The following is a 19,570-nucleotide window of genomic DNA, read 5'->3' as shown; positions in this document are numbered from 1 at the left end:
AGCTTCAAACTTACGCCTATGCTTGGCACTATGAAAAGCTAAGAACCAGTATGAAGTGAGATGGTATGCATATAAACACTATCGCCGAGGCGGCGGACGAGCTGTTCAATTTATTGCGCCACCAAGCGCCGTTGACCGTACTCACCGGCGCTGGGATCAGCACTGATTCCGGTATTCCGGATTATCGCGACAGCCAGGGCGCGTGGAAAAAAGCACCACCGATGCAGCATCAGGAATTTATGAGCAGTACCACAGCGCGGCAACGCTATTGGGCGCGCAGCCTGCATGGCTGGCCGACTTTATACCGGGCCAAACCAAATTCAGCGCACACAGCGTTGGCGACCTGGCAACAACAGGGACTCATCGGAACTATTATCACGCAAAACGTCGATGGTCTGCATCAACGCGCTGGCGGGAGCCAGGTGATTGACTTACATGGTGACGCCAACGCTATGCTGTGTATGGAATGCGGGCAGAGAAGCCCGCGTCTGCACATGCACGAACGCTGCCTGGCGCTGAATACCCACTATGCAGAAATGACCCCGGAGGTAGGGGCTGACGGTGATTCACATCTTGAAGGGGACTTCAGTGACTTTCTGGTGCCTGATTGCATGGCATGTGGCGGTATTCTTAAGCCAGATGTGGTCTATTTTGGTGACAATGTACCCCGTGCCCGGGTCGAACAAGCGCAGCAAGCGCTGGCTAACAGCCGCGGCTTGCTCGTTATTGGTTCATCGCTGATGGTCTTCTCTGGTTTTCGCTTTGCACGTCAGGCCCATCAAGCGCAACAACCGCTGGCACTGCTTAATATTGGCAAAACCCGCGCCGATGATATTGCCGACTTACGCCTTCAGGTGCATATTGAGCCGACGCTGCGCCACCTCATTGAACGATGACGTCGTTGCCTGATGTTTCATTGAGCGTCGCCTAGCGTTAATCACCCTCGTACTCAAATAGATCGTCCAGCCGGCAACCAAATACACTGGCCATGCGAAACGCAGTCTCCAGTGACGGGGAGTAGCGGCGCTGTTCAATCGCAGCCACTGTCTGGCGGGTTACGCCGACGGCGTCGCCAAGCTCAGCCTGAGTCATATTCGCGTGCGCTTCACGCATTACTTTAACCCGGTTTCGTATCGGCAGAGTAGTAGCCATCGTGGTTCCTAAAATGCGCGTCGATAATTGAAAATGCGGAATACGTACTCACTAAGCTGACTTAGAATAAGTGACGCAAACCCCATGTAGAACAATAAGTTGGCATTCCCCACAAAAAGGAAGTGGCCGAGTGCCGTGACCAGACCAAAACCCAGCACCAGGCCCGACAAATGGCCTGCTCTGTCGTGAATACGACGCTCGCGCTCATCCAGTTTTTGCTGTGCATCTTTCGGCCAGAACAGCGCTAAGGCTATATGGCTAATGACTGACCAGACAATAATCGCGACCGTGAATTTGACCACCGCTGCCACTTGAGGATTTATAACTTCCCCCGCGTCCGCTGAAAGCTGCCCTACCTGCATAAAGTACCCAGCTGCCAACACCAGCAGTATGCCCAGCATAACCCAGGCTGATTTCTCTTGAAATGCCATCTTTGTGCTCTCCATTCATTCGTTAGCGCTGATAAGCAAACATGCCTTTTATGTTAAAAATACTTAACATTGATAGCATAGCCTCGTTAAAAGACATGTCAAATATTTTTAACATGACAACCAGCAAGGCAGTAACCTCACAGAGCTAGAGTCGCTGCGCAAAAAAACGAGCCCTAAGGCTCGTTTTTACATTGTGATACTTACAAAATGATTTGATTTACACCTTAAATCGATTCACAAGCTCACTTAAGTCAACCGCTAAACGTGACAACTCCTGACTTGAGGCGTTGGTCTGGTTTGCCCCTGATGCCGTCTGAGCTGAAAGGTCCTGAATATTGACCAGGTTCTTATCAACATCCTTCGCCACCTGCGCCTGCTCTTCTGCAGCACCAGCAATCGAGGTATTACGCTCACTGATTTGTGACACAGAGTGCGCGATTTGCTGCAGTGCTTCGCCCGCAGCTCGTGCAATTTCGAGCGTCTTATTGGCCTGCGATGAGCTGAGCTGCATTCCTTCTACCGACTCCGAACTCGACTGCTGCACCGCCGCCACCATGCCTTCAATTTCTTTGGTCGATTGCTGGGTACGGTGAGCCAGCGCGCGCACTTCATCAGCCACCACAGCAAAGCCACGCCCAGATTCACCTGCCCGTGCCGCCTCGATAGCCGCGTTTAGTGCCAACAAGTTGGTTTGCTCTGCAATACCGCCTATCACATCCAGCACTTTGGTAATATCTTCAACTTTGGCCACCAGTCGCTCAATATTGCCCGCCGAATTCTCAATTTCACCGACCAGATTCTCAATCGTGGTCACCGTAGTTTGCACTCGCTCACGGCCAAGTTGTGCGTGTCCATCTGCTGCGACCGATTCTGCTGACGTTTCCTGCGCATTGCGCGCTACTTCTTCAATAGCAGCAGTTAGTTCATTTACCGCCGTCGCTGCCTGTTCCAGCTCAGCGCTTTGTTCATGCAGACCTCGGGTTGAATCCTCAGTCACAGAACTAAGTTCTTCCGACGTCGACGCTAGCTGTGTAGAAGAATCAGCGATCATGCGTATCGAATCACGCAAATGCTGCTGCATCCCCTGTAATGCCGTCAATAGCTCACTAGCTTCATCTTTTCCTTCGATTTCGATCACTCGGGTTAAATCACCTTCAGCGATAACCTGAGCATTCACTACCGCTTGATGCATAGGAATCACAATGCTACGTGTCAGTATCACAGCCATCGCTGACATTAAGGCAATGGCGACGATAATAGCGACAATAATGGCAAAGCGAGCGTTACTCGCAATATCACTCGCTGCGGCTATGTCGCTGTCCATATGCTGGTCATACAGAACTCTCAGTTCCTCAATCTCGTCTCTGACTTCATCCACTAAAGGTGGTATTTGCTCCTCTCGCATACGCGCCACCTGAGCTGCGTCGCCTCGATCTATAGCTTCCAATAAAGAGTTAGTTACCCTCCGGAAGCTTCCCTGAGTCGCTACGAAGCGATCGAAAATCGCGCGGTCTTCACTGCTCTGAAGTCGTTTTCTAAGCACATTAGTCTGTTCATCCAGCTCTCGCTGACGTTCGGCCAAACCTTGCCGTGCCTGCCTCCTTTGCTCAGGGCTTTCTGCCAGAATAACGGTATTTATCGCATACCGAACTCCCAAGAAATCTCGATACAAATCAGCCGCAGCCATCATGCTGGGGACTTGAATATCGACTATATCTTCAGTCTCTCCATACATCCGCGCAAGCTGATTCACAGCAAAAATACCCATCATTAAAAAAATAAATCCGATCGCTATAAAAAAAATGGCTGAACGGATACCTATTTTAATATTCCTGAACATGGCAACACCTCTTAATTCCTTTAATACTCTATAGGTGAGTTCCATTAACTCACCCGGCTAACGGAAGTTATTTATTTGCTATAACTTCAGTTCATATAGGTTATCGGCGTTGAGAGTACTTCCCTGCAATAGGTGCAATAAATGATCTTGACTTGAGGTGAGGCTAGGTCATAGCTTTTGTAAGGAGTAACTTATGCAGTTGTTATTTTTATACGCTAGATTTAAAACTTAAAAAAGCGGGAAGGCAGAATAATAAAGTAGTTAACTGTATAACTTTGTGGATTTGTTGATAATTGGTAATAACCAAATAAATCTTTTCATTAGACAGGAAAATGAAAAGCAATGGATTTATTAACTCATAAAATCGAAAAGATAATTCATAAAAGTAGGTGCCGCCACAAGGTTCCCCTCGGCGGCAGGCGACATCAAGGTAACGGTTGGTAACCCATCCAGTCAGGTTCTAAAGGCTGGCTTTCCCCATCGTGCTGCAAATCGATATAGTAGCCATCAATTAAATCCAGTGTCAGACAGTCATCGACAGCCAGCAAATCATCTTTATGCAATTGCTCCGCACCAGCCAACCCTGCGTTTATAACCTTGGCCTTAGCCAGAGCCTTCGCCTCTACAGGCGATCCTGCAACCACCAGAGTAAAATCATGAAACTCGGCCATCTGCCCGGGGAAATAACCACCAAAGTTGACGAAGTAAAGTCGCCGGGACTGGGCTACAGGCTGTTCAGACAATTCGACCCGATAACCATCCACATGGTGCACATGAAGGTAGCTGTCCATATGAACGCTTTTCTTGTCGCCAAACCATTGCCGTTTTAATTCTGGGTAAGACTGCTCAATTGTAGTAGCTATCACAAAGCGAATATCATGCAGTTCAATGTTCGCTCCAGGCGCGCTGCCACCCAGGTAGACCATAAAAAGTTTCTGTGTCATGTTATTTTGTTAGCACACTTCATATCCTAAGATACCCATAGCCTACTGTAAGTAGAGGCCTATAAACAAGAAACAGGCTCCAGGTCATGCAGAACCTGGAGCCTGTTTTACTGCTGCTACTCTCATTCGAACTTAAATGCAGCGCGTACTCAACTGCCTGTACGCTCTCGCCCGCTATTAGAAGTTAGCGCGCAGACCTACCATGTAGGCACGACCGAACTGCTCGTGTTCATAGACCCGGCTGCGTTCGCCCTGAAAGCGAATAGCCTTGCTGTCAGTCAGGTTTGTTGCTTCAGCGAACACCGAGAAATTGTCGGTGACTACAAAGTTGGCACTAAAATCAAGCGTGCCACGACCATCCCAGAATATGTTCAGCGATGGGTCTGCAGTGTCAAAAGAATCAACATACTCAGAACGGTAGTTGTATGCCAATTGCGAGCTAAACCGCTGAGTATCGTACTGCAAACCAACGTTATAGCTATGCTTACTGGTACCGGCGAGCTGAGTCGTACCAATTCCAAATGGCAAATCCGCTTCCGAATCGGTGTAGGTGTAGTTAGCGATAAAGCCCAGCCCCGACCAGGCACCAGGTAGGAAATTAAGTGACTGCTGCCAGTTCACTTCAAAACCATATAGTTTACCGGACTCGCCGTTCTCCGGGCGCACCAGATCAAAGCCAGCAAATTCGCCGTCCGCTACAGTTGAACGCGCTTTGAAAATCGGGTCAGTGAGGTCTTTGTAGAACACCCCGGTGGAAATTAAGCCCAGTGGCTCGATGTAATATTCAGCCATTAAGTCAAAATTGTGCGAATAGGTTGGGTCGAGATCGGTATTACCAATATCCAGTGTTCCCTGGCCCGACGCACGGTCTTCAACAATAAAGTATGGCACCAGGTCAGCAAAGTTTGGCCGGCTCAGGCCGGTGCTATAGGCTGCCCGCAGAATAACGCCACTATCCAGTTCATGACGCAGGTGTGCGCTGGGGAATAATTTGGTGTACGAGTTGCTGGCAAAAACAGCTTCCGCCTGCTCCGTATCCTCATCAAATTCATTCGCCTGGCCAGAGGTTTCAGTCCGTTCGGCGCGCATCCCCAGTAACAGGGTAGTTTGTTCCCACTCCATGGTGCTCATTGCATACGCTGCGTAGGTGTCTTCTTCTGCGTCATAGTTTGCGGTTACTGAAGCCGCTGTACGCAACTGGTAATCGTCAGTTTCAAACAATGACCCGTACTCGCCGACAAAGTCACGAACCATTTTAAAGCCGTTGTTGTAGTAGCCACCAAAAGGCCGTGAACGAGAGTCGATCACCAGTTCAGAGTAGTCAGGGGCGCCAGCACCTTCGCCGTTACGTCGTCTGGATTCGTCATTCATTTTATCTTTAAGACGTATCTTGGCACCGACCTTATTGACCACATAGGCATTGCCCCATGTGGTTGGCAAGCTTAAATCGATGTTATACGCCTGCTCAGTTTCTTCTGAATCCCCGAAGCGACGCTCATAGCGACGAAACTCATAATCTTCCAACGGAAAATCAAAGTTATCCTGCACTACGTTATTTTCACCGTCGAGAATTTCAAAAGTCGGTAAATCAGGGTTGCTGAAATCATAGGCCATCGCTGGACGTGATGTTTCGCGGTACACCAGGTAATCCCGATCCGGGTATCTCTGCTCGCCAGTAGAATAGGCTGCAGAAAATTCCAGAGTTGCCCGGTCAAAGTGATGACGCCCGCCAAGCACGGTGCTATTGATGGTGTTTACGACGGTACGGTTACGCAGTTCGTTATCAAAAGTTGTACGTCCCGATACACCAGACAACGAATCTGAGTCCGGAGTAAACTCATCCCATGAGATTTCAATAGTGTCGCGATATTCACTATCTTCAAAACGTGAGTAGGTATGAGATACGTATAAATGCGTATTATCAGTTGGCCGGAAATCTACACGCCCGGTTGCACCGCTACGAATTCGCTGAACTTCATAGTCCTTGAACTCGGTGGTTTCCGGTATGTACGCACCATTATCCTGCAACACCCAGCTATGTTCGATATTATCAGTGACCCGGTTGGTTTCACTGTGATTGAGTGAGAACAACACACCCAGGTTGTCCTGGTCACCAATGCGGTCGCCAAAGGTAATCCCGCCCCGGTAAGCATCGCCGCTGCCCTTTTCGTTTTGACCCAGCCCCAGGTGACCACGCAAGACCCGACCACGACTGTCCAGAGCACCTTGAGTAACGATATTGATATTCCCGGCAATAGCATCAGCATCCATATCTGGAGTGATTGCTTTGGTTAGCTCCAGTGCAGATATGACGTCCGCGGGAATCGTATCTAAATCAATTGCACGAGTGCCGCCATCGGGTGAAGGCAATACAACGCCATTGACGGAAACGTTGGCAAACTCAAGCGGGGCACCACGCACGTTGACGTAACGGCCCTCGCCTTGGTCACGCTGAATAGAAGCGCCTGGCAGACGTTGCATCGACTCAGCGACGTTATTGTCAGGGAAGCGGCCTAAATAGTCAGATGAAACCACAGATTTGATATTATCAGCAGAGCGTTGAGCATTCAGCGCACGCGCCTGGCCACCCCGCCCTCCGATCACCTGAATACGCTCAATCCCGTCTTCCTGTTGCGCCTGCTCCTGTTGATCAAGTATCACACTAAGAAACTGACCACCCTGCGCGCTGACCTGTGCATCGATAAGCTGATTTTCGTAACCCAGATAATCGACCACTAATTGATAATTACCAACGGCAAGGCCGTCAAAGCGGAAACGCCCCTGACGGTCAGTGGTTACTTCACGGTTAGTTCCTTCCAGACGAACAATTGCCCCCGCTACAAACTGACCACCTGGGTTTGAAATTTCGCCGCGGATAGCCTGACTGCTAATGTCCTTGGCCGACGCTGAGATCAGGCTGAAGTTGGCAGCGCTCTGCCCTGCAAAAGCAACTCCATTGCTTGCAGAGATAATTGCCGCGATGGTTAGTGCAAGAATAGTTTTATTTGTTTTAGTGTGTAACAACATGAATTTTCCATCTGGTTGATTGAGTTTCAGATGGGAGGTCATGGTAGGCAGGAATTATGACAATCTGGGCTAAATTCAATGACGTTATTGTGACGCTTTAGCCATATTTATGAAATAAACAGGGTGACTCCGGTGGAGTCACCCTGACTGTTAATGAAGCTGCAAATGATGGATCTCGCCCAGACAACGTTTTATTTCGCTGTATGGGTAAAAGTAAGAGCCAGGCTCAAACGCCGAGCACTCAGCTGGAAAAGGAACTTCTGCCTCGTTGTGCAGCATCCGTACCAGTAAATCGGAGTCCCTGTCGGTCGCGTATATTTCCCATTGCACATTGGCTGACATCGGCGAGATGATTGCTGCACGCCACGGGTTCGTCTCATAGGCATAAAGCGTGCTCGGCTCGACAGACTTTTCTGTATCAGCCAGTTGTAGCCAGGTCGCGATGGGCATAGTTACCTGGGCATGAGTAAATCGCAGACTTGCCACAGGCGCAGCCGATGGCGCCCGCTGGAATTCGTCTATTTGTGCAAACATTTCCATAAACAACGCGTCTGCACCACGGTAGGTAATATCCTCGCCGACAAAACCAGGCCCACGACCATAAAACGAATCTGCGTCATCAACGTAGGCAAGCCAGCTGGCGTGCTCTGGCAACAAAAACGGCGTCATATCAATATCAGCATCCGCCGTTAAATTAGGAGCTATGCTGTACAAGCCATGCAAAGCAAATAACGCATCCAACTCGTCATTAATCTGGTCTTCATCATCTGCCTGAGCAGTGAAGCTATAATCCCCGGCTTGCAAACGCGCGACAAAATCATCGGTGAATAACCGGGTAAGAGCCTCTTCAGCGACCCGACGAGTTTTGTCCCCCGCTTCTATCTGCGCCATTGCCGCAACCAGCCTAGGGTCGTTGTCACGATAGTCGTCATACCCCTCAGAGCCCTCTGCTTTGTGAAAATATACCGTCTCAGGGCTCGCATAAGCGGGTTGAATACGTGCTGCTAAATGGGGTTGTTCAGCCACTAGTTGCGCAACAAAAGCTTCGCCGCTTTGTGCGGCGCGGGAGCGGCCTGAGTGACTTACCAAAATCGAACGGCTAGGGTCAACCTCAGCACTGAAAAGATCGCTATGCCGCTGCAATACACGGCTCGCCATTTGCGCATGTTCCTGTCGGCCTAAGGTGCTGATTTCACCGTATCCTAAGCGTTGATGGGCAGCCAGCATCGCATCTAAAGCTGGCTTAAGTTGCTCCCCTAACCCGGTCAACGCATCTTCCGCCTCTGCCTGCAGCCACAACTGCAGCATCAAGTCATCGTCATCGGCGCTGGATAATCCACGCGAACCATGTCGCGCAACGTGCTGCAGCATCACAATATGATAGCCGTCAGGAGCAGACGTATAAGTCGACACGTCCTGACGTGGCTGATACGGGGTCTTGCTGGTCAATACTGTGTCATCAGGTGTTGCGCCTGAGCATGCCACAAAGCCTGTGACTGAACAAAAAGCTATCAAAAGCAAAGATAAAGGACGTAAATGCATAGTTATCTCGTATATGAATTAACAAAACCAAGTAGCCTACGCATCATATATGTCACTAACATGACATTTTAATGACTACTCCTTCCCCCTCCATTCCCCGACTAACGTCTGTGTCACGCTCCGTCTAGTGACAGGTTCACCAGTCATTGGGTACTTTAAGCTACACTTATAATATTAACGCGCCTTAAGTAACACAGTAAGTGGAGGTTTGACATGGCTGGCGGATGGTCACGCGATGGGGCAGTACAGGATCAAATTGATGCAAGCACAGAAGACAGTGTAAAGCAGGCACGTAGTCAGATACCGGCGGGCGAGAGCCTGCATTATTGTGCTGAATGCGACGAGCCCATTCCTCAGGCCCGGCGCGAGGCTTTGCCTGGCGTGCGGCTATGCATTGAGTGCCAGACCGCGCTCGACAAAGACAATAAAGCCTCATCGTCGTTTAACCGCCGCGGTAGTAAAGATAGTCAGTTGCGCTGATGAGTGAGATGTTTTTTGACGGCTGGGAAAGTTTACTCCGAACACTCGTCGTTGGTGTACTTGCCTACTGCGCGCTGGTGCTGTTTCTGCGAATCGCCGGCAAACGCACCTTATCCAAAATGAACGCCTTCGACTGGGTTGTGACCGTCGCCCTTGGCTCTACTCTGGCCACGATTTTGTTGAGTAAAGATGTCTCGCTGGCACAGGGCGCCTTCGCCCTGGCTTTATTGATAGCATTGCAATTTATTGTCACCTGGTCGAGTGTACGCGCTCGCTGGGTACGCAAGGTTATTGCCGCCGAGCCCAGCCTGCTGGCGTACCAAGGCAACTACTTAGAAAAAACCATGCACCGCGAGCGCGTGACCAAAGACGACGTGATGGCTGCCGTTCGAACAGCTGGCCAGGCATCCATCGAAGATGTCGGTGCTGTTGTCCTTGGCACCGACGGCTCATTCAATGTTATCCGCAAAGGGGCCGAAAACAACTTGCAGGATCAGCGCAGCGGCGTCGCCTGAGAGGCCCCACGGAAGATTGCATTCCACAACAGTACAAACTGACCATGTTGGTAGCCGCGTAAATTTGGCTCTTGAGTAAAGCTAATCACCAGACCGCGCTCATGCGGTTGCACCATCACGTAAGGTTTGTAGGCAATCTGATGGCGGTTGTCCTGCCATAGATAACCGCTTGCCACCAGGTCTTTTGGAGCAGCAAAATTGACCAGGTTACGCCCATCTGAAATACGCAGCGGGGTGTAGATCTCATTACCGATGTAGTTGGTGTACAGCTGCTCCGGCACGCCCGCCGTAAGCCAGTGTTCCTGATCAACCTGTGTCCGGGCGATAATACCGGGCACCCAGTCGGGTTGCGCCTGCGGGTTACGTAGGTATGACTGATGCGTTTTCGCGTCGCTAATGACGGTTCCTTGCACTGAACTCCCTTCACGCGGTTCGGCTGTCTCAGCATCCGTCGCCTTTTGCTCAAGCGCACTGGCCAGTAACGGCGTCTCACCTGCCACGGCAAAACCGGTGGCATTGCCCAGGGTAATCAACACGCCACCCCGCGCTACCCAGCCACGTAAATTCTCCCGCCCCTGTTCACCCAGGGCCTGCTCGTACGCACCTGGCTGAGCGCTGGCCGGCAGTATCAACACCTGATAGCGACTTAAATCCGCTGCCCGCAGTTGCGCCGGACGAATGGCAGTCACCGGGTAATGAAACTCCCGTTCAATAATATACCGCGTACTACCAGCACTTAAGACACTCGACGGTTCGTCCCATAACAGCGCAATGTTTGGTGCCTGCACCGGTTTAAAATTACCTGACCCTATGCTCGGCCCCTGCTCTATCCAACTATTCGCTAAAGGCTCAACAATAGCGCCGGTTTGCGTGCTTAGCGTCGCGAGCAACTGCGTTAAATCATCAGGGTTACCCTGGCGTGGCAAGACAAAACTGCCGGCAGCGAACTCCCGCCCGTCTTCGTGGGTGAATGCACTGTCCGCACTGCGGATGCGCAAACCTTCACGAAGCGCTGCAGTTAACAGGCGTGCGCTATTCATATCGCCCCAACGCACCACATACCCATAATTGGCATCGCCTTCAGCAATATACCCTGGTAAGACACGTTCGCTATCCACCCGCTCGCTGGCAACATCCACCACCTGCTGACACGCAACCAAATCCAGGTTAAATAAATGCGGTAACGACCAGGCTGTCACGTCATAAATTTGATCCCGCAAGTTATTGCTCCGCCGGCGCTCCTGTTCGGCTAAAAAGTCGTCTGCCAGCGGGACTTCCGGGTCGAGTAACGCACGAACCAGAGAATGACTCGGCTGAGCCAGACCCACCACATAAGCGCCCGCCTCATACTGCTCACCGCAGGCTCTGAAACTACTGGTGGTCTGTCGCACCTCAACGCCCTGCTCGGACAGAATTGCCGCTAACCGGCGGTGGCCTGCGGCGTCACGCTGATTCGGCAAAATATAACTGCGGGTTTGACCGCGCTGTGAACCCTGCTCAATACCCTGCTGGCGAAAGGCGTAGAAATTCTGCAGCAGTTGCTCGCGATTCTCGGCAACCGTCTCGATACTGGCCATAAAGGCAACAAAATTGCGCTGTACTCCATCTGCAAAGGTCAGAATGTCGCCACTGCTTTGCAAAAAATGGTGCCCACGGGCCGATCCCATTTCATAGGTTGATGCCATAGCACCGGAGAAATTGGGCCAGTTCCCGCCGTATCCCGGGTAGAAAAGGTCAAAAATTTCAGCGGTAAAGTAATCAAAACCAAACTCATCGAACCGACGTGCGTTGTTCTTTCCCAGCGCCACCAGGCCGTCACGCTGGGCCTGAGTGACTAGCGGATTCAGCGGCTCAGCAGAAGGCGCAAAAAAGTAACTCTGATCGCCACCCATTTCGTGGGAATCTATAAAGTACAAAGGCCGAGCCTGCTGAAACGCCGCCACCCGCCCCCGTGATTCAGGCTGAGTTAAGGCAAACCAGTCACGGTTCATATCAAACAGGTAATGGTTAGTGCGCCCATTCGGCCAGGGTTCGTTCTGCTCTGCGGACAAACGGTCAGACGAGTGTTCAAGTCCGACTGTGGCATAGTAACGACTAACAAAACGAGCGCGGCCGTCTGGGTTTTGCAGCGGATCGATGTAGATCAGCGTGTTATCCAGCAAATTTTGCGTATCCTCGTGCTCACTGGCGAGTAAGTGCCAGGCAGTCACCAGCGTCGATTCCGCGGGTGAAATTTCGTTGCCATGCACGCTCGCGCCAATCCAGATACTGCCCGGTAGCTCAGCAATCAGGTCGTCAGCCTCGCGTTGGTTTGTCTCGCGCGGGTCCGCCAATGCCGCCATTGAAGCCTGATGCTGAGATAAGTTTGCCAGGTTCTCAGGCGATGAAATGACCGCATAGAACAAGCGCCGCCCCTGCCAGGTTTCGCCATAGTCAACTAACCGAATACGCTCTGGGTGCGCCTGCGCCAGCGCCTCAAAATAAGTGGAGATCTGCTCAGGGGAGCTAATCCGCGAGGCCGCCGGATACCCCAAAACGTCCTCAACTGTGGGCGTCTCGTCGTATTCTGTGTTTGCCCACTGCGGGACACCTGAATCAGCGGCAGTAACGCCACCAAAGACCAGCAAAATGCTGGCCGCCAATGCCTGATAAATACGCTTTCGTTGCATGTCTGAACCTATTATGGAATTAGAATTTTAATTTAGACGTCTAAACGTCTAGGTGCTTATCCCATATCAGAGTCAGGAAGTCTATGATTTATAAACTTCACGTGTCAGGCGTTAGCGACCCCTAACCTGAGTAGAACATGCTTTCGTGGGTTACCACTTCCTTTGACTGCTTTACTTCAAAGATAAAATCAAAATTGGAGACTTTCGCTTCGGGTTCGTCGTCAACCGTCAACGTCAGCACAAAATTGCGCTTTTCCCCGGGTTCAACAGTAAAAGTACCAGCCTCAGACAGGGTAGCCCCTTCCAATCCTGCAACGGTTAAGTCGAAGGTTTTCGTATAGCTGGATTTATTCAGCAAGGTCAAGGTGTAGGTGTTTTCAACCATCCCGTCGTTATTAATCCGATATAAAGACTGGCGATCTCGTATCACCCCAACTTCAAAGCTTTGCCAGGTTGTTGCCCAAAGGACGATCCCTGCAAGCATGACAACTGAAGCAACTCCATATAACCACTGTCCGATCCCTCGGCTTGACGCCGCTTTCTCACCGCGGAAACCGATCAACTCTTTTGCGTAACCAAACTTATCCATGACTTTATTGCAGGCATCGACGCACAAACCGCAGTTAATGCATTCGTACTGCAGACCATCTCTGATATCGATACCAGCGGGGCAGACCTGCACACATAACTTGCAATCAACGCAATCGCCAAGGTTTGCTACCGCTTGTCCACGTTTTCTTGGGCCTCGGTTTTCGCCGCGGGTGGCATCGTAGGTGACCACTTTTGTACTGGCATCAAACATAGCGGACTGGAAACGTGAATATGGACACATATGCTGGCACATTTTTTCCCGCATCCAGCCGGCATTGAGATAAGTGCAAACAGCCAGCGTCATCACCCACCCCATCACCAGAGCAGAGCTGGATAAGGTAAAAAAGTCACTATATAACTGCCTTAGCGGCACAAAATACGACATAAAAGTCAGTGCAGTGATGAGCGAAATGGCGAGCCAAAGTGCATGCTTCGCACTCTTTTTGATAATTTTTTCGGGTCGCCAGGGCGCTTTATCCAATGCCCGGCTTTGGTTGTGAGTGCCTTCGATGCGCCGTTCAACCCAGTTGAACAGCAGGCTCCAGACGGTTTGCGGGCAGGTAAAGCCACACCATACCCGACCATAACGAACACTAACAAAGAACAAAGCAAACGCCGATAGCATGAACAGCAAGCCGAATATAATCAGATCTTGAGGGAAAAGCTTGATCGAAAAAAGCGTCAGAGTTTGCTCGCCAACATCAAATAAAATGGCCTGCTGACCATGGTATTGAATAAAGGGCAAAAGAATAAAAAGAAGGACTAGAATCACGTTGAGGTAACGTCGGATACGCTGATACTTACCGGTTTCCTCTCTGATATAGATTTTACCATCATCCACCGGGGCCTGAAAAATAACATCTTTGTCTGCAATTAATTTAGAACTCACCGTAATTACTCCGCAACAAACTATACGGCGGAGTTTACGGACTGCTATGTCCTGACATAGGTACAGACAGCAGTAAAAAAAACAGATCAGCTCAGTGCTGACCTGTTGACATGCTCACGGACCTGTTGAAAGAACTTTTGCAATAACGCTTTACTCGATTCTGTTAGCTGAAAAGAAGCATTAATACGCAGGCAGTGACTGAATGCATCGTTCAAGGTAAACAACTTACCGGGCGCTACTGTTATATTCATATCCAGCGCTTCGCGGTATAGCGACGTGGTGTCGACATGACTATCAAATTCCAGCCATAGAAAATAGCCACCACTGTGACAGTGAATGGTCGCGATTCCCTTAAGCAACTGGCTTAAAAATTGGTGCATCGCCTTCTTCCGCGCAGCCAGTGTTTTACGCAGCGTCTTGAGGTGTTTTTCATAGTTCTTTGTCGACAGGTATTCAACCAAAGACAACTGAATCGGTGTGCTGGTTGCCAGCGTGCTCATTAACTGGCGTTTCTGTACGTCTAACGCGCGCGAACCTGCCGCTACCCAACCTAAGCGAAATCCAGCCACCAACGACTTAGAAAACGAAGAACACAGCATCACATTGTCACTGCAATCAAACTGCTTTACTGGCACGGGTGGCACGTCACCTTCGTACAATTCGCCATACACATCGTCTTCAATCAAAACAACCTGATAGTTAGCTAACAGCTGGGCAAGCTGCAATTTCTTATCATTACTGAGAGAGTACCCAATTGGATTCTGAAAATTGGACATCAGCCAGCAGGCTTTCACATCATAAGCCTGAAACGCTCGCTCGAGGGAGGCCAAATCAAGCCCATGTTCAGGGTCTACCTCCACCGAAACCGCTTTAAGTCCAAGCCGCTCCAGTGTCTGCATAGCGCCATAAAACGCTGGCGCTTCAATCACCACCCAGTCACCAGGCCTGGTTGCTGCCTGAAGGCTCAAACTGAGTGCCTCCAGTGCCCCGGCCGTTATTACAATTTCATCGGGCGAGATATCAACGCCACGCGCTGCATACCGCTTTGCAATAAGTTGCCGTAACGCCTCGTTGCCTGGAGGCAGGTTATCTAACGCGGCCATCAATGATATTTGCTTTGCGGCTGAGGCCACTGCCTTATTCAGCTGCTGCCTGGGGAATAACGCCGGATCAGGGTAGGCAAACCCGAGACTTAACGTGTGAATATTGCGCGATGCCTGCAGCACTTCAAATACAAAGTCATTCACACTAACCGCTTCAGTCGGTTGAATAGCGCGTGAGCGACCTTGTGGTACTGATACCGAAGCCGACACGCTATACCCTGAACGTTCCCGGGCTGCCAAGACCCCTTGCGATTCAAGCATCTGATAGGCATGCAACACAGTCATCAAACTATAACCTGACTGCTCTGCCTGCTTTCTTAAGGACGGAAGTTTTTCGCCCGGCAACCATACCCCTTTCTCAATCTGAGAGGCGAGCTGGGCGGCCAGTAATTCGTACTTTCTCATGCAGGACACCTTCATTCATAGGTCCTGCTAACGATAACAAATTAAATCTCTGGCTGTTATAAAAAAGCTGGGTTAAGCCGGGCATTGCTAGCCGTTGCAAACTGACAAACCCATCGATGATCTGAGAAGGGGTTGCCTCTCAATGTAAATAACTGTATAAATAAACAGTACATTAAGAGCACCACCGTGCTAACAAATTTAATCCATACATAGCACACCACGAGGAATGCCCATGGCTGTTATTACGCAATATGTAGTAGTGCGAGACGGAGAACAAAAGATGACATTTAACAGTAAGTCGGAAGCCGACGCACACGACAAAATGCTGGACATGGTGGAAGAACTATTCCCCCTGCTTGAGCGCAGTGAAACCCTCACCGACGAGAAGCAAGTAGAGGACATGGCATTTTTCCTCGCCCGCGAACGCGAGCAACTGCTAATCGCCCTTGGCGCGAAAAAACCAGCTAAAAAGAAAGCCCCGAAAGCCGATGCCAGCGCTGACGCCGGCGACGATGCCGCGAAAAAGAAAGAATCTAAAGCGGCATAATAAATCTATAAACTTAGTGCCCTCCTCTTCCGAAAAGTGTAGGGCACAACACCTTCTGCAATTGCTGCCAGCCTGGTCAATTTCTACCTGAACATTTTATAAAAAGCAGGTAGGATAAGTATCTATAAGACCATAAAGGCATAGGCAACCATGAAAAAACGTCAGGTTTGGGGTGTAATTACAGCACTCTCAGCAGCTCTATGCTTTAATCTTGTCGGCAGTCAGTTTAGCCCAGAGGTTGTGAACAATACCTACACCGCCCTTTTTGTTGGACTGATCTACGTGGTGGTTTGTGTTCCCCTGACCATAACGAGCATGATCCTGACACTGCCTTCAACATTCAAGTTATTAAAGGCAGAACAACGTCGCGAGCATGGCTTTACCCAACCACTATGGTTAACCGTGTTCGCCGCAAACCTGTTGCTTAGTGTCGTCTATTTATTGCTGATCGGCCTTATCCTCTATGGGATTATTGCAGTTAGCCTGGGCGGTTAACTGAAAAGCGACCATGTACAACTGGAAGATGCAATCACATCTCCACATTGAGCCGGAGTAACAACGTAATGATGATTATAGAGCTAATGAGAACCGGTGATCTTTCACCTCTTCTGGTATTGCTGATGACGTGCCTGGTTATAATTTCACCTCTGGCGCTCCTTACCGCTAAAATAAAAAATCGCTTAAGCATCAGCGTTGTCATCTTGTGCGTCATACCATTGGTGAATGTCTATGCGTTATTTTTCCTGATGCTGATGCGTAAGCTGCCTAAGACCGAGGGTCGTCCGCTACAACAGGAATAACAAACTCCAAACCAGAGTAAGCATATAAAGGTCATATCCTAACAAGAATGAGATGTTGAAAATGAATCAAAGAATAGGTAAGAAATCTGCAATCTATTTTTTCTTTATAGCAATACTATCCAGCCTGGCTGTAATTGGATACGCACTTAATTTACCCAAGCATTTATTCTTACTTGTAGCATTAGTAATCTGTAATTCATTTATCGTGGCTACAGGAGTTTCTATTTTTATAATGACATTCCTGAAAAAAGATTAGCTCGATTGAACAGGTCTCCACGGATAGATCCAAAGTTAGAAAGTACGTTGCACACCTGGCCTCACCGAAACTACCGCCGAGTCCGCTCTTAGTAAAAGCGCTGGTAGAAGCAAGGAGGCGGCATGAAAGAATTATTCATTTACCTTAAAGTCCTATATAAATAATAAAAAGAGCCTTGGGTTTAACTTATTTAATACCCAAGACTCTTTTCAATCCCAAAATCAAACCGATATATTTTCTTTACACTTCCGTCTAGAAAGTACATCTCGAACAGTAAATCCCACTCCCATAATCGAAGCGAAAAATAATTTACCAACTACCTCCTGAACACTGTTTTCTATAGTGTAGCTCCAATCAAGAAGCACATTCATAGCAAAAAGAAGCTCAATCAAACCGAAAGAAATAAGGAAATTCTTAATAAGAAAAACAACAAAATTTGATTTTTTCATAGTTAATCTACTTTCACCAAGGAAATAAAGCTATCATTTCTTTATCCCAAGTATTGTATTGTACATGCAGTTCAGTCATCGCAAATGGAGCAATTAAATCATTCAGTGAAAATGGTCGATGCTGAATTGCCGTGTAATCTGAACAAACAATATAAGTTGAGCAGTCTCTAGGGCTACCAACATTCAGAGTCCCCGGACAGTTATAAGGATTCCCCCCGCATACAGTTCTGATCCAATCATTGTATACGATCGGGTTATCCGTATAATGTTTTACAAAGTCTTGAATACCCATTTCGCAGTGGGCACTAGCACTATACCGCCCCCCGGTCACCTCCTGATAAGCATTCATTGCAGCGAAAGCAGCTCCCACACTCCTCCCAATCAATCCCCCGGGCGTAAACACCGACACTGCCGCTACTGCAGCAGAGATGCCTTGGCAAACTTTTGTTAACTCGGGGTCATTTTCATAGCCTGGCGGCAGAGGAGCTTGCTGAGCTTTAACTTGAAAGTTAGCAAGAAGCGTTATAGAGACTGTCAGTAAAACTGTTAATATTTTATTAGTCATTTTTGAATCCTTTCATTTAGTTAATTGCTTCCCAGCACTACTAATGTTGTGATAACTGATTCCTACCTTCTAACTTGATAGAACTGCAACCCATTGAATCTAAAAATAAATTCTATTCACAAATCCACATTAACTTCCTTGCAACGCTGTTGGCATCCGTTGAAGTACTCGTACAAATATCTCGAGAGTGTAGAATTATTGCAAAAAAATATTTTATTGCAAGCTTCTACAGTACAAAATTTATACGTTTTTTTATGGTAAATGAAATAGATTAATTGAATTTATCGATTGTATATATGATATTTGCTATGTGCACTCTCAAAAACCAGAACAAGGAGAATCAAGTTGATCCTAAGCTAATTGCCCAATCATTAAGCCCTTGGCATTCAACAGAAAGACCCCACTCGACGCATTTGAACATGCTAAACAATGGACCGATAGGTTTGTTCGGCTTCGTTACGAGTACAAAATATGTTTTTCGCTCTCGATGTGCCTGAGAAAGAAGAGTATAGAGAGGCATATGTCGAAGCCGTTGAAAACTGCGCCGTCTTGGCATTCCACAAGCTGATATCCCAAGCGCGATGAACTGACCAATTGACTATACGCGCCTTTCAACGAGCTGTGGCGATCACATATGATTCAGCTGCACTGTTAATGAGACGGGCCACCGCGTTCCCCGAATAGGGCTCGTTATACCCACGCAACAATTAATGAAGTAAAAAGCCGAGCGGCGATTAAAAACATCAATAGTGCAATCAGTGTATTAATGATACGCCATGCTTTAGGCTTGTTGAGAACTGTAGCAAGTTTTCTGGCTACGAAAACAAGACTATAAAACCAAGTAGCCGACGCGATTAAAGCACCGGCGACGAACCAAGGCTTTAACTCCTGAGATAAGCTTGCGGTTACCCCACCAACCAGCACCACAGTATCAATGTAGACATGAGGGTTAAGGAATGTCATCGCCAATGCCATTAGGATCGTTGATTTTAAACGAACAGGCGATTGGTCGTCATTCTCGATATTCAAGGCGCTGGTACCGTGAATTGCGGAGCGTAACGCCATGGTGCCGTACCAAACGAGGAAGATAGTTCCCGCCAGACTTAGCAATGCTCCCCATACACTGTCTACCGTGACCAACGCACCTACTCCGAATACCCCTGCACCAATAAGTAAAAAGTCACCAAGAAAACACACCGTGGCAGCAGCGAAAGGATGGCTATTGGTTAGCCCTGTTTTAAGCAAAAACGCATTTTGACTTCCTATGGCAACGATCAATCCTCCTGAAATCACCGCGCCCATAAAAAGCGTACTCACAAATTCATACATACTTGCGTCAAACATTGACTCCCTCCCTAAGCTGCA

17 protein-coding genes are annotated in these 19,570 nt (G+C 48.9%); 5 read left to right on the top strand and 12 right to left on the bottom strand.

Features of this window, described 5'->3' with window-relative positions; translation table 11 throughout:
• The first annotated feature begins 65 nt into the window (after positions 1–65).
• Positions 66–896 carry an NAD-dependent protein deacetylase gene (locus CWE14_RS08150; protein ID WP_126798913.1) on the top strand — a complete coding sequence of 277 codons (831 nt, stop codon included), beginning with the start codon at positions 66–68 and terminating at the stop codon, positions 894–896.
• 37 nt (positions 897–933) lie between these two features.
• On the opposite strand, the gene CWE14_RS08145 is transcribed toward CWE14_RS08150, so the two are convergent.
• The 6 genes from CWE14_RS08145 to CWE14_RS08120 form a co-directional block, all read right to left on the bottom strand.
• Positions 934–1,152, bottom strand: a complete 219-nt coding sequence (locus tag CWE14_RS08145) for a helix-turn-helix transcriptional regulator (protein WP_126798912.1) — start codon at positions 1,150–1,152, stop codon at positions 934–936.
• A gap of 8 nt (positions 1,153–1,160) precedes the next feature.
• Positions 1,161–1,583, bottom strand: a complete 423-nt coding sequence (locus tag CWE14_RS08140; RefSeq protein ID WP_126798911.1) for a hypothetical protein — start codon at positions 1,581–1,583, stop codon at positions 1,161–1,163.
• A 217-nt stretch (positions 1,584–1,800) separates the two neighbouring features.
• Positions 1,801–3,423 carry a methyl-accepting chemotaxis protein gene (locus CWE14_RS08135; RefSeq protein WP_126798910.1) on the bottom strand — a complete coding sequence of 541 codons (1,623 nt, stop codon included), beginning with the start codon at positions 3,421–3,423 and terminating at the stop codon, positions 1,801–1,803.
• Between the two features lie 425 nt (positions 3,424–3,848).
• Entirely contained in the window at positions 3,849–4,367 is a 519-nt protein-coding gene (locus tag CWE14_RS08130) for a DUF1543 domain-containing protein (RefSeq protein WP_241972357.1), read from the bottom strand.
• Positions 4,368–4,544: 177 nt separating this feature from the next.
• Positions 4,545–7,394, bottom strand: a complete 2,850-nt coding sequence (locus CWE14_RS08125; protein WP_126798909.1) for a TonB-dependent receptor — start codon at positions 7,392–7,394, stop codon at positions 4,545–4,547.
• A 150-nt stretch (positions 7,395–7,544) separates the two neighbouring features.
• The gene (locus CWE14_RS08120) at positions 7,545–8,843 is read right to left on the bottom strand and encodes a histidine-type phosphatase (RefSeq protein WP_157981799.1); all 1,299 of its coding nucleotides are present in this window, start codon (positions 8,841–8,843) and stop codon (positions 7,545–7,547) included.
• A gap of 306 nt (positions 8,844–9,149) precedes the next feature.
• On the opposite strand from CWE14_RS08120, the gene CWE14_RS08115 reads away from it, so the two are divergent.
• Both CWE14_RS08115 and CWE14_RS08110 read left to right on the top strand, forming a co-directional pair.
• Positions 9,150–9,416, top strand: coding sequence for a DksA/TraR family C4-type zinc finger protein (locus CWE14_RS08115; RefSeq protein WP_126798907.1), 267 nt, complete (start codon positions 9,150–9,152; stop codon positions 9,414–9,416).
• Positions 9,416–9,931, top strand: a complete 516-nt coding sequence (locus CWE14_RS08110; protein ID WP_241972356.1) for a DUF421 domain-containing protein — start codon at positions 9,416–9,418, stop codon at positions 9,929–9,931. Before CWE14_RS08115 ends, CWE14_RS08110 begins: the two co-directional genes overlap by 1 nt.
• Here CWE14_RS08110 and CWE14_RS08105 read toward each other — a convergent pair.
• From CWE14_RS08105 to CWE14_RS08095, 3 genes are all read right to left on the bottom strand, one after another.
• Positions 9,910–12,600 (bottom strand): M14 family zinc carboxypeptidase, encoded by a 2,691-nt coding sequence (locus tag CWE14_RS08105; RefSeq protein ID WP_126798906.1) that lies wholly within the window; start codon positions 12,598–12,600, stop codon positions 9,910–9,912. The genes CWE14_RS08110 and CWE14_RS08105 overlap by 22 nt on opposite strands.
• A gap of 121 nt (positions 12,601–12,721) precedes the next feature.
• Positions 12,722–14,080: a cytochrome c oxidase accessory protein CcoG gene (gene ccoG, locus CWE14_RS08100; RefSeq protein WP_126798905.1), complete on the bottom strand. Its 1,359-nt coding sequence runs from the start codon at positions 14,078–14,080 to the stop codon at positions 12,722–12,724.
• Positions 14,081–14,166: 86 nt separating this feature from the next.
• Positions 14,167–15,588, bottom strand: a complete 1,422-nt coding sequence (locus CWE14_RS08095) for an aminotransferase-like domain-containing protein (protein ID WP_126798904.1) — start codon at positions 15,586–15,588, stop codon at positions 14,167–14,169.
• A gap of 232 nt (positions 15,589–15,820) precedes the next feature.
• Here CWE14_RS08095 and CWE14_RS08090 point away from each other — a divergent pair, with 232 nt between their 5' ends.
• Together CWE14_RS08090 and CWE14_RS08085 are read left to right on the top strand one after the other, a co-directional pair.
• On the top strand, positions 15,821–16,135 hold the full coding sequence (locus tag CWE14_RS08090) for a YebG family protein (protein ID WP_126798903.1): 315 nt from the start codon (positions 15,821–15,823) through the stop codon (positions 16,133–16,135).
• Positions 16,136–16,285: 150 nt separating this feature from the next.
• Entirely contained in the window at positions 16,286–16,630 is a 345-nt protein-coding gene (locus CWE14_RS08085; RefSeq protein ID WP_126798902.1) for a hypothetical protein, read from the top strand.
• Positions 16,631–17,412: 782 nt separating this feature from the next.
• Here the strand turns inward: CWE14_RS08085 and CWE14_RS08080 are convergent.
• From CWE14_RS08080 to CWE14_RS08070, 3 genes are all read right to left on the bottom strand, one after another.
• On the bottom strand, positions 17,413–17,640 hold the full coding sequence (locus CWE14_RS08080) for a hypothetical protein (protein ID WP_126798901.1): 228 nt from the start codon (positions 17,638–17,640) through the stop codon (positions 17,413–17,415).
• 13 nt (positions 17,641–17,653) lie between these two features.
• Entirely contained in the window at positions 17,654–18,205 is a 552-nt protein-coding gene (locus CWE14_RS08075) for a hypothetical protein (protein WP_126798900.1), read from the bottom strand.
• A gap of 690 nt (positions 18,206–18,895) precedes the next feature.
• Positions 18,896–19,549: a LysE/ArgO family amino acid transporter gene (locus CWE14_RS08070; protein WP_241972355.1), complete on the bottom strand. Its 654-nt coding sequence runs from the start codon at positions 19,547–19,549 to the stop codon at positions 18,896–18,898.
• Between the last annotated feature and the right edge of the window lie 21 nt (positions 19,550–19,570).

This window comes from Aliidiomarina soli, assembly GCF_003986975.1.
Taxonomy (GTDB): Bacteria; Pseudomonadota; Gammaproteobacteria; order Enterobacterales; family Alteromonadaceae; genus Aliidiomarina; species Aliidiomarina soli.
Note: the sequence above shows the minus strand (reverse complement) of the source record. Positions and strands in the feature narration are given on the sequence as shown.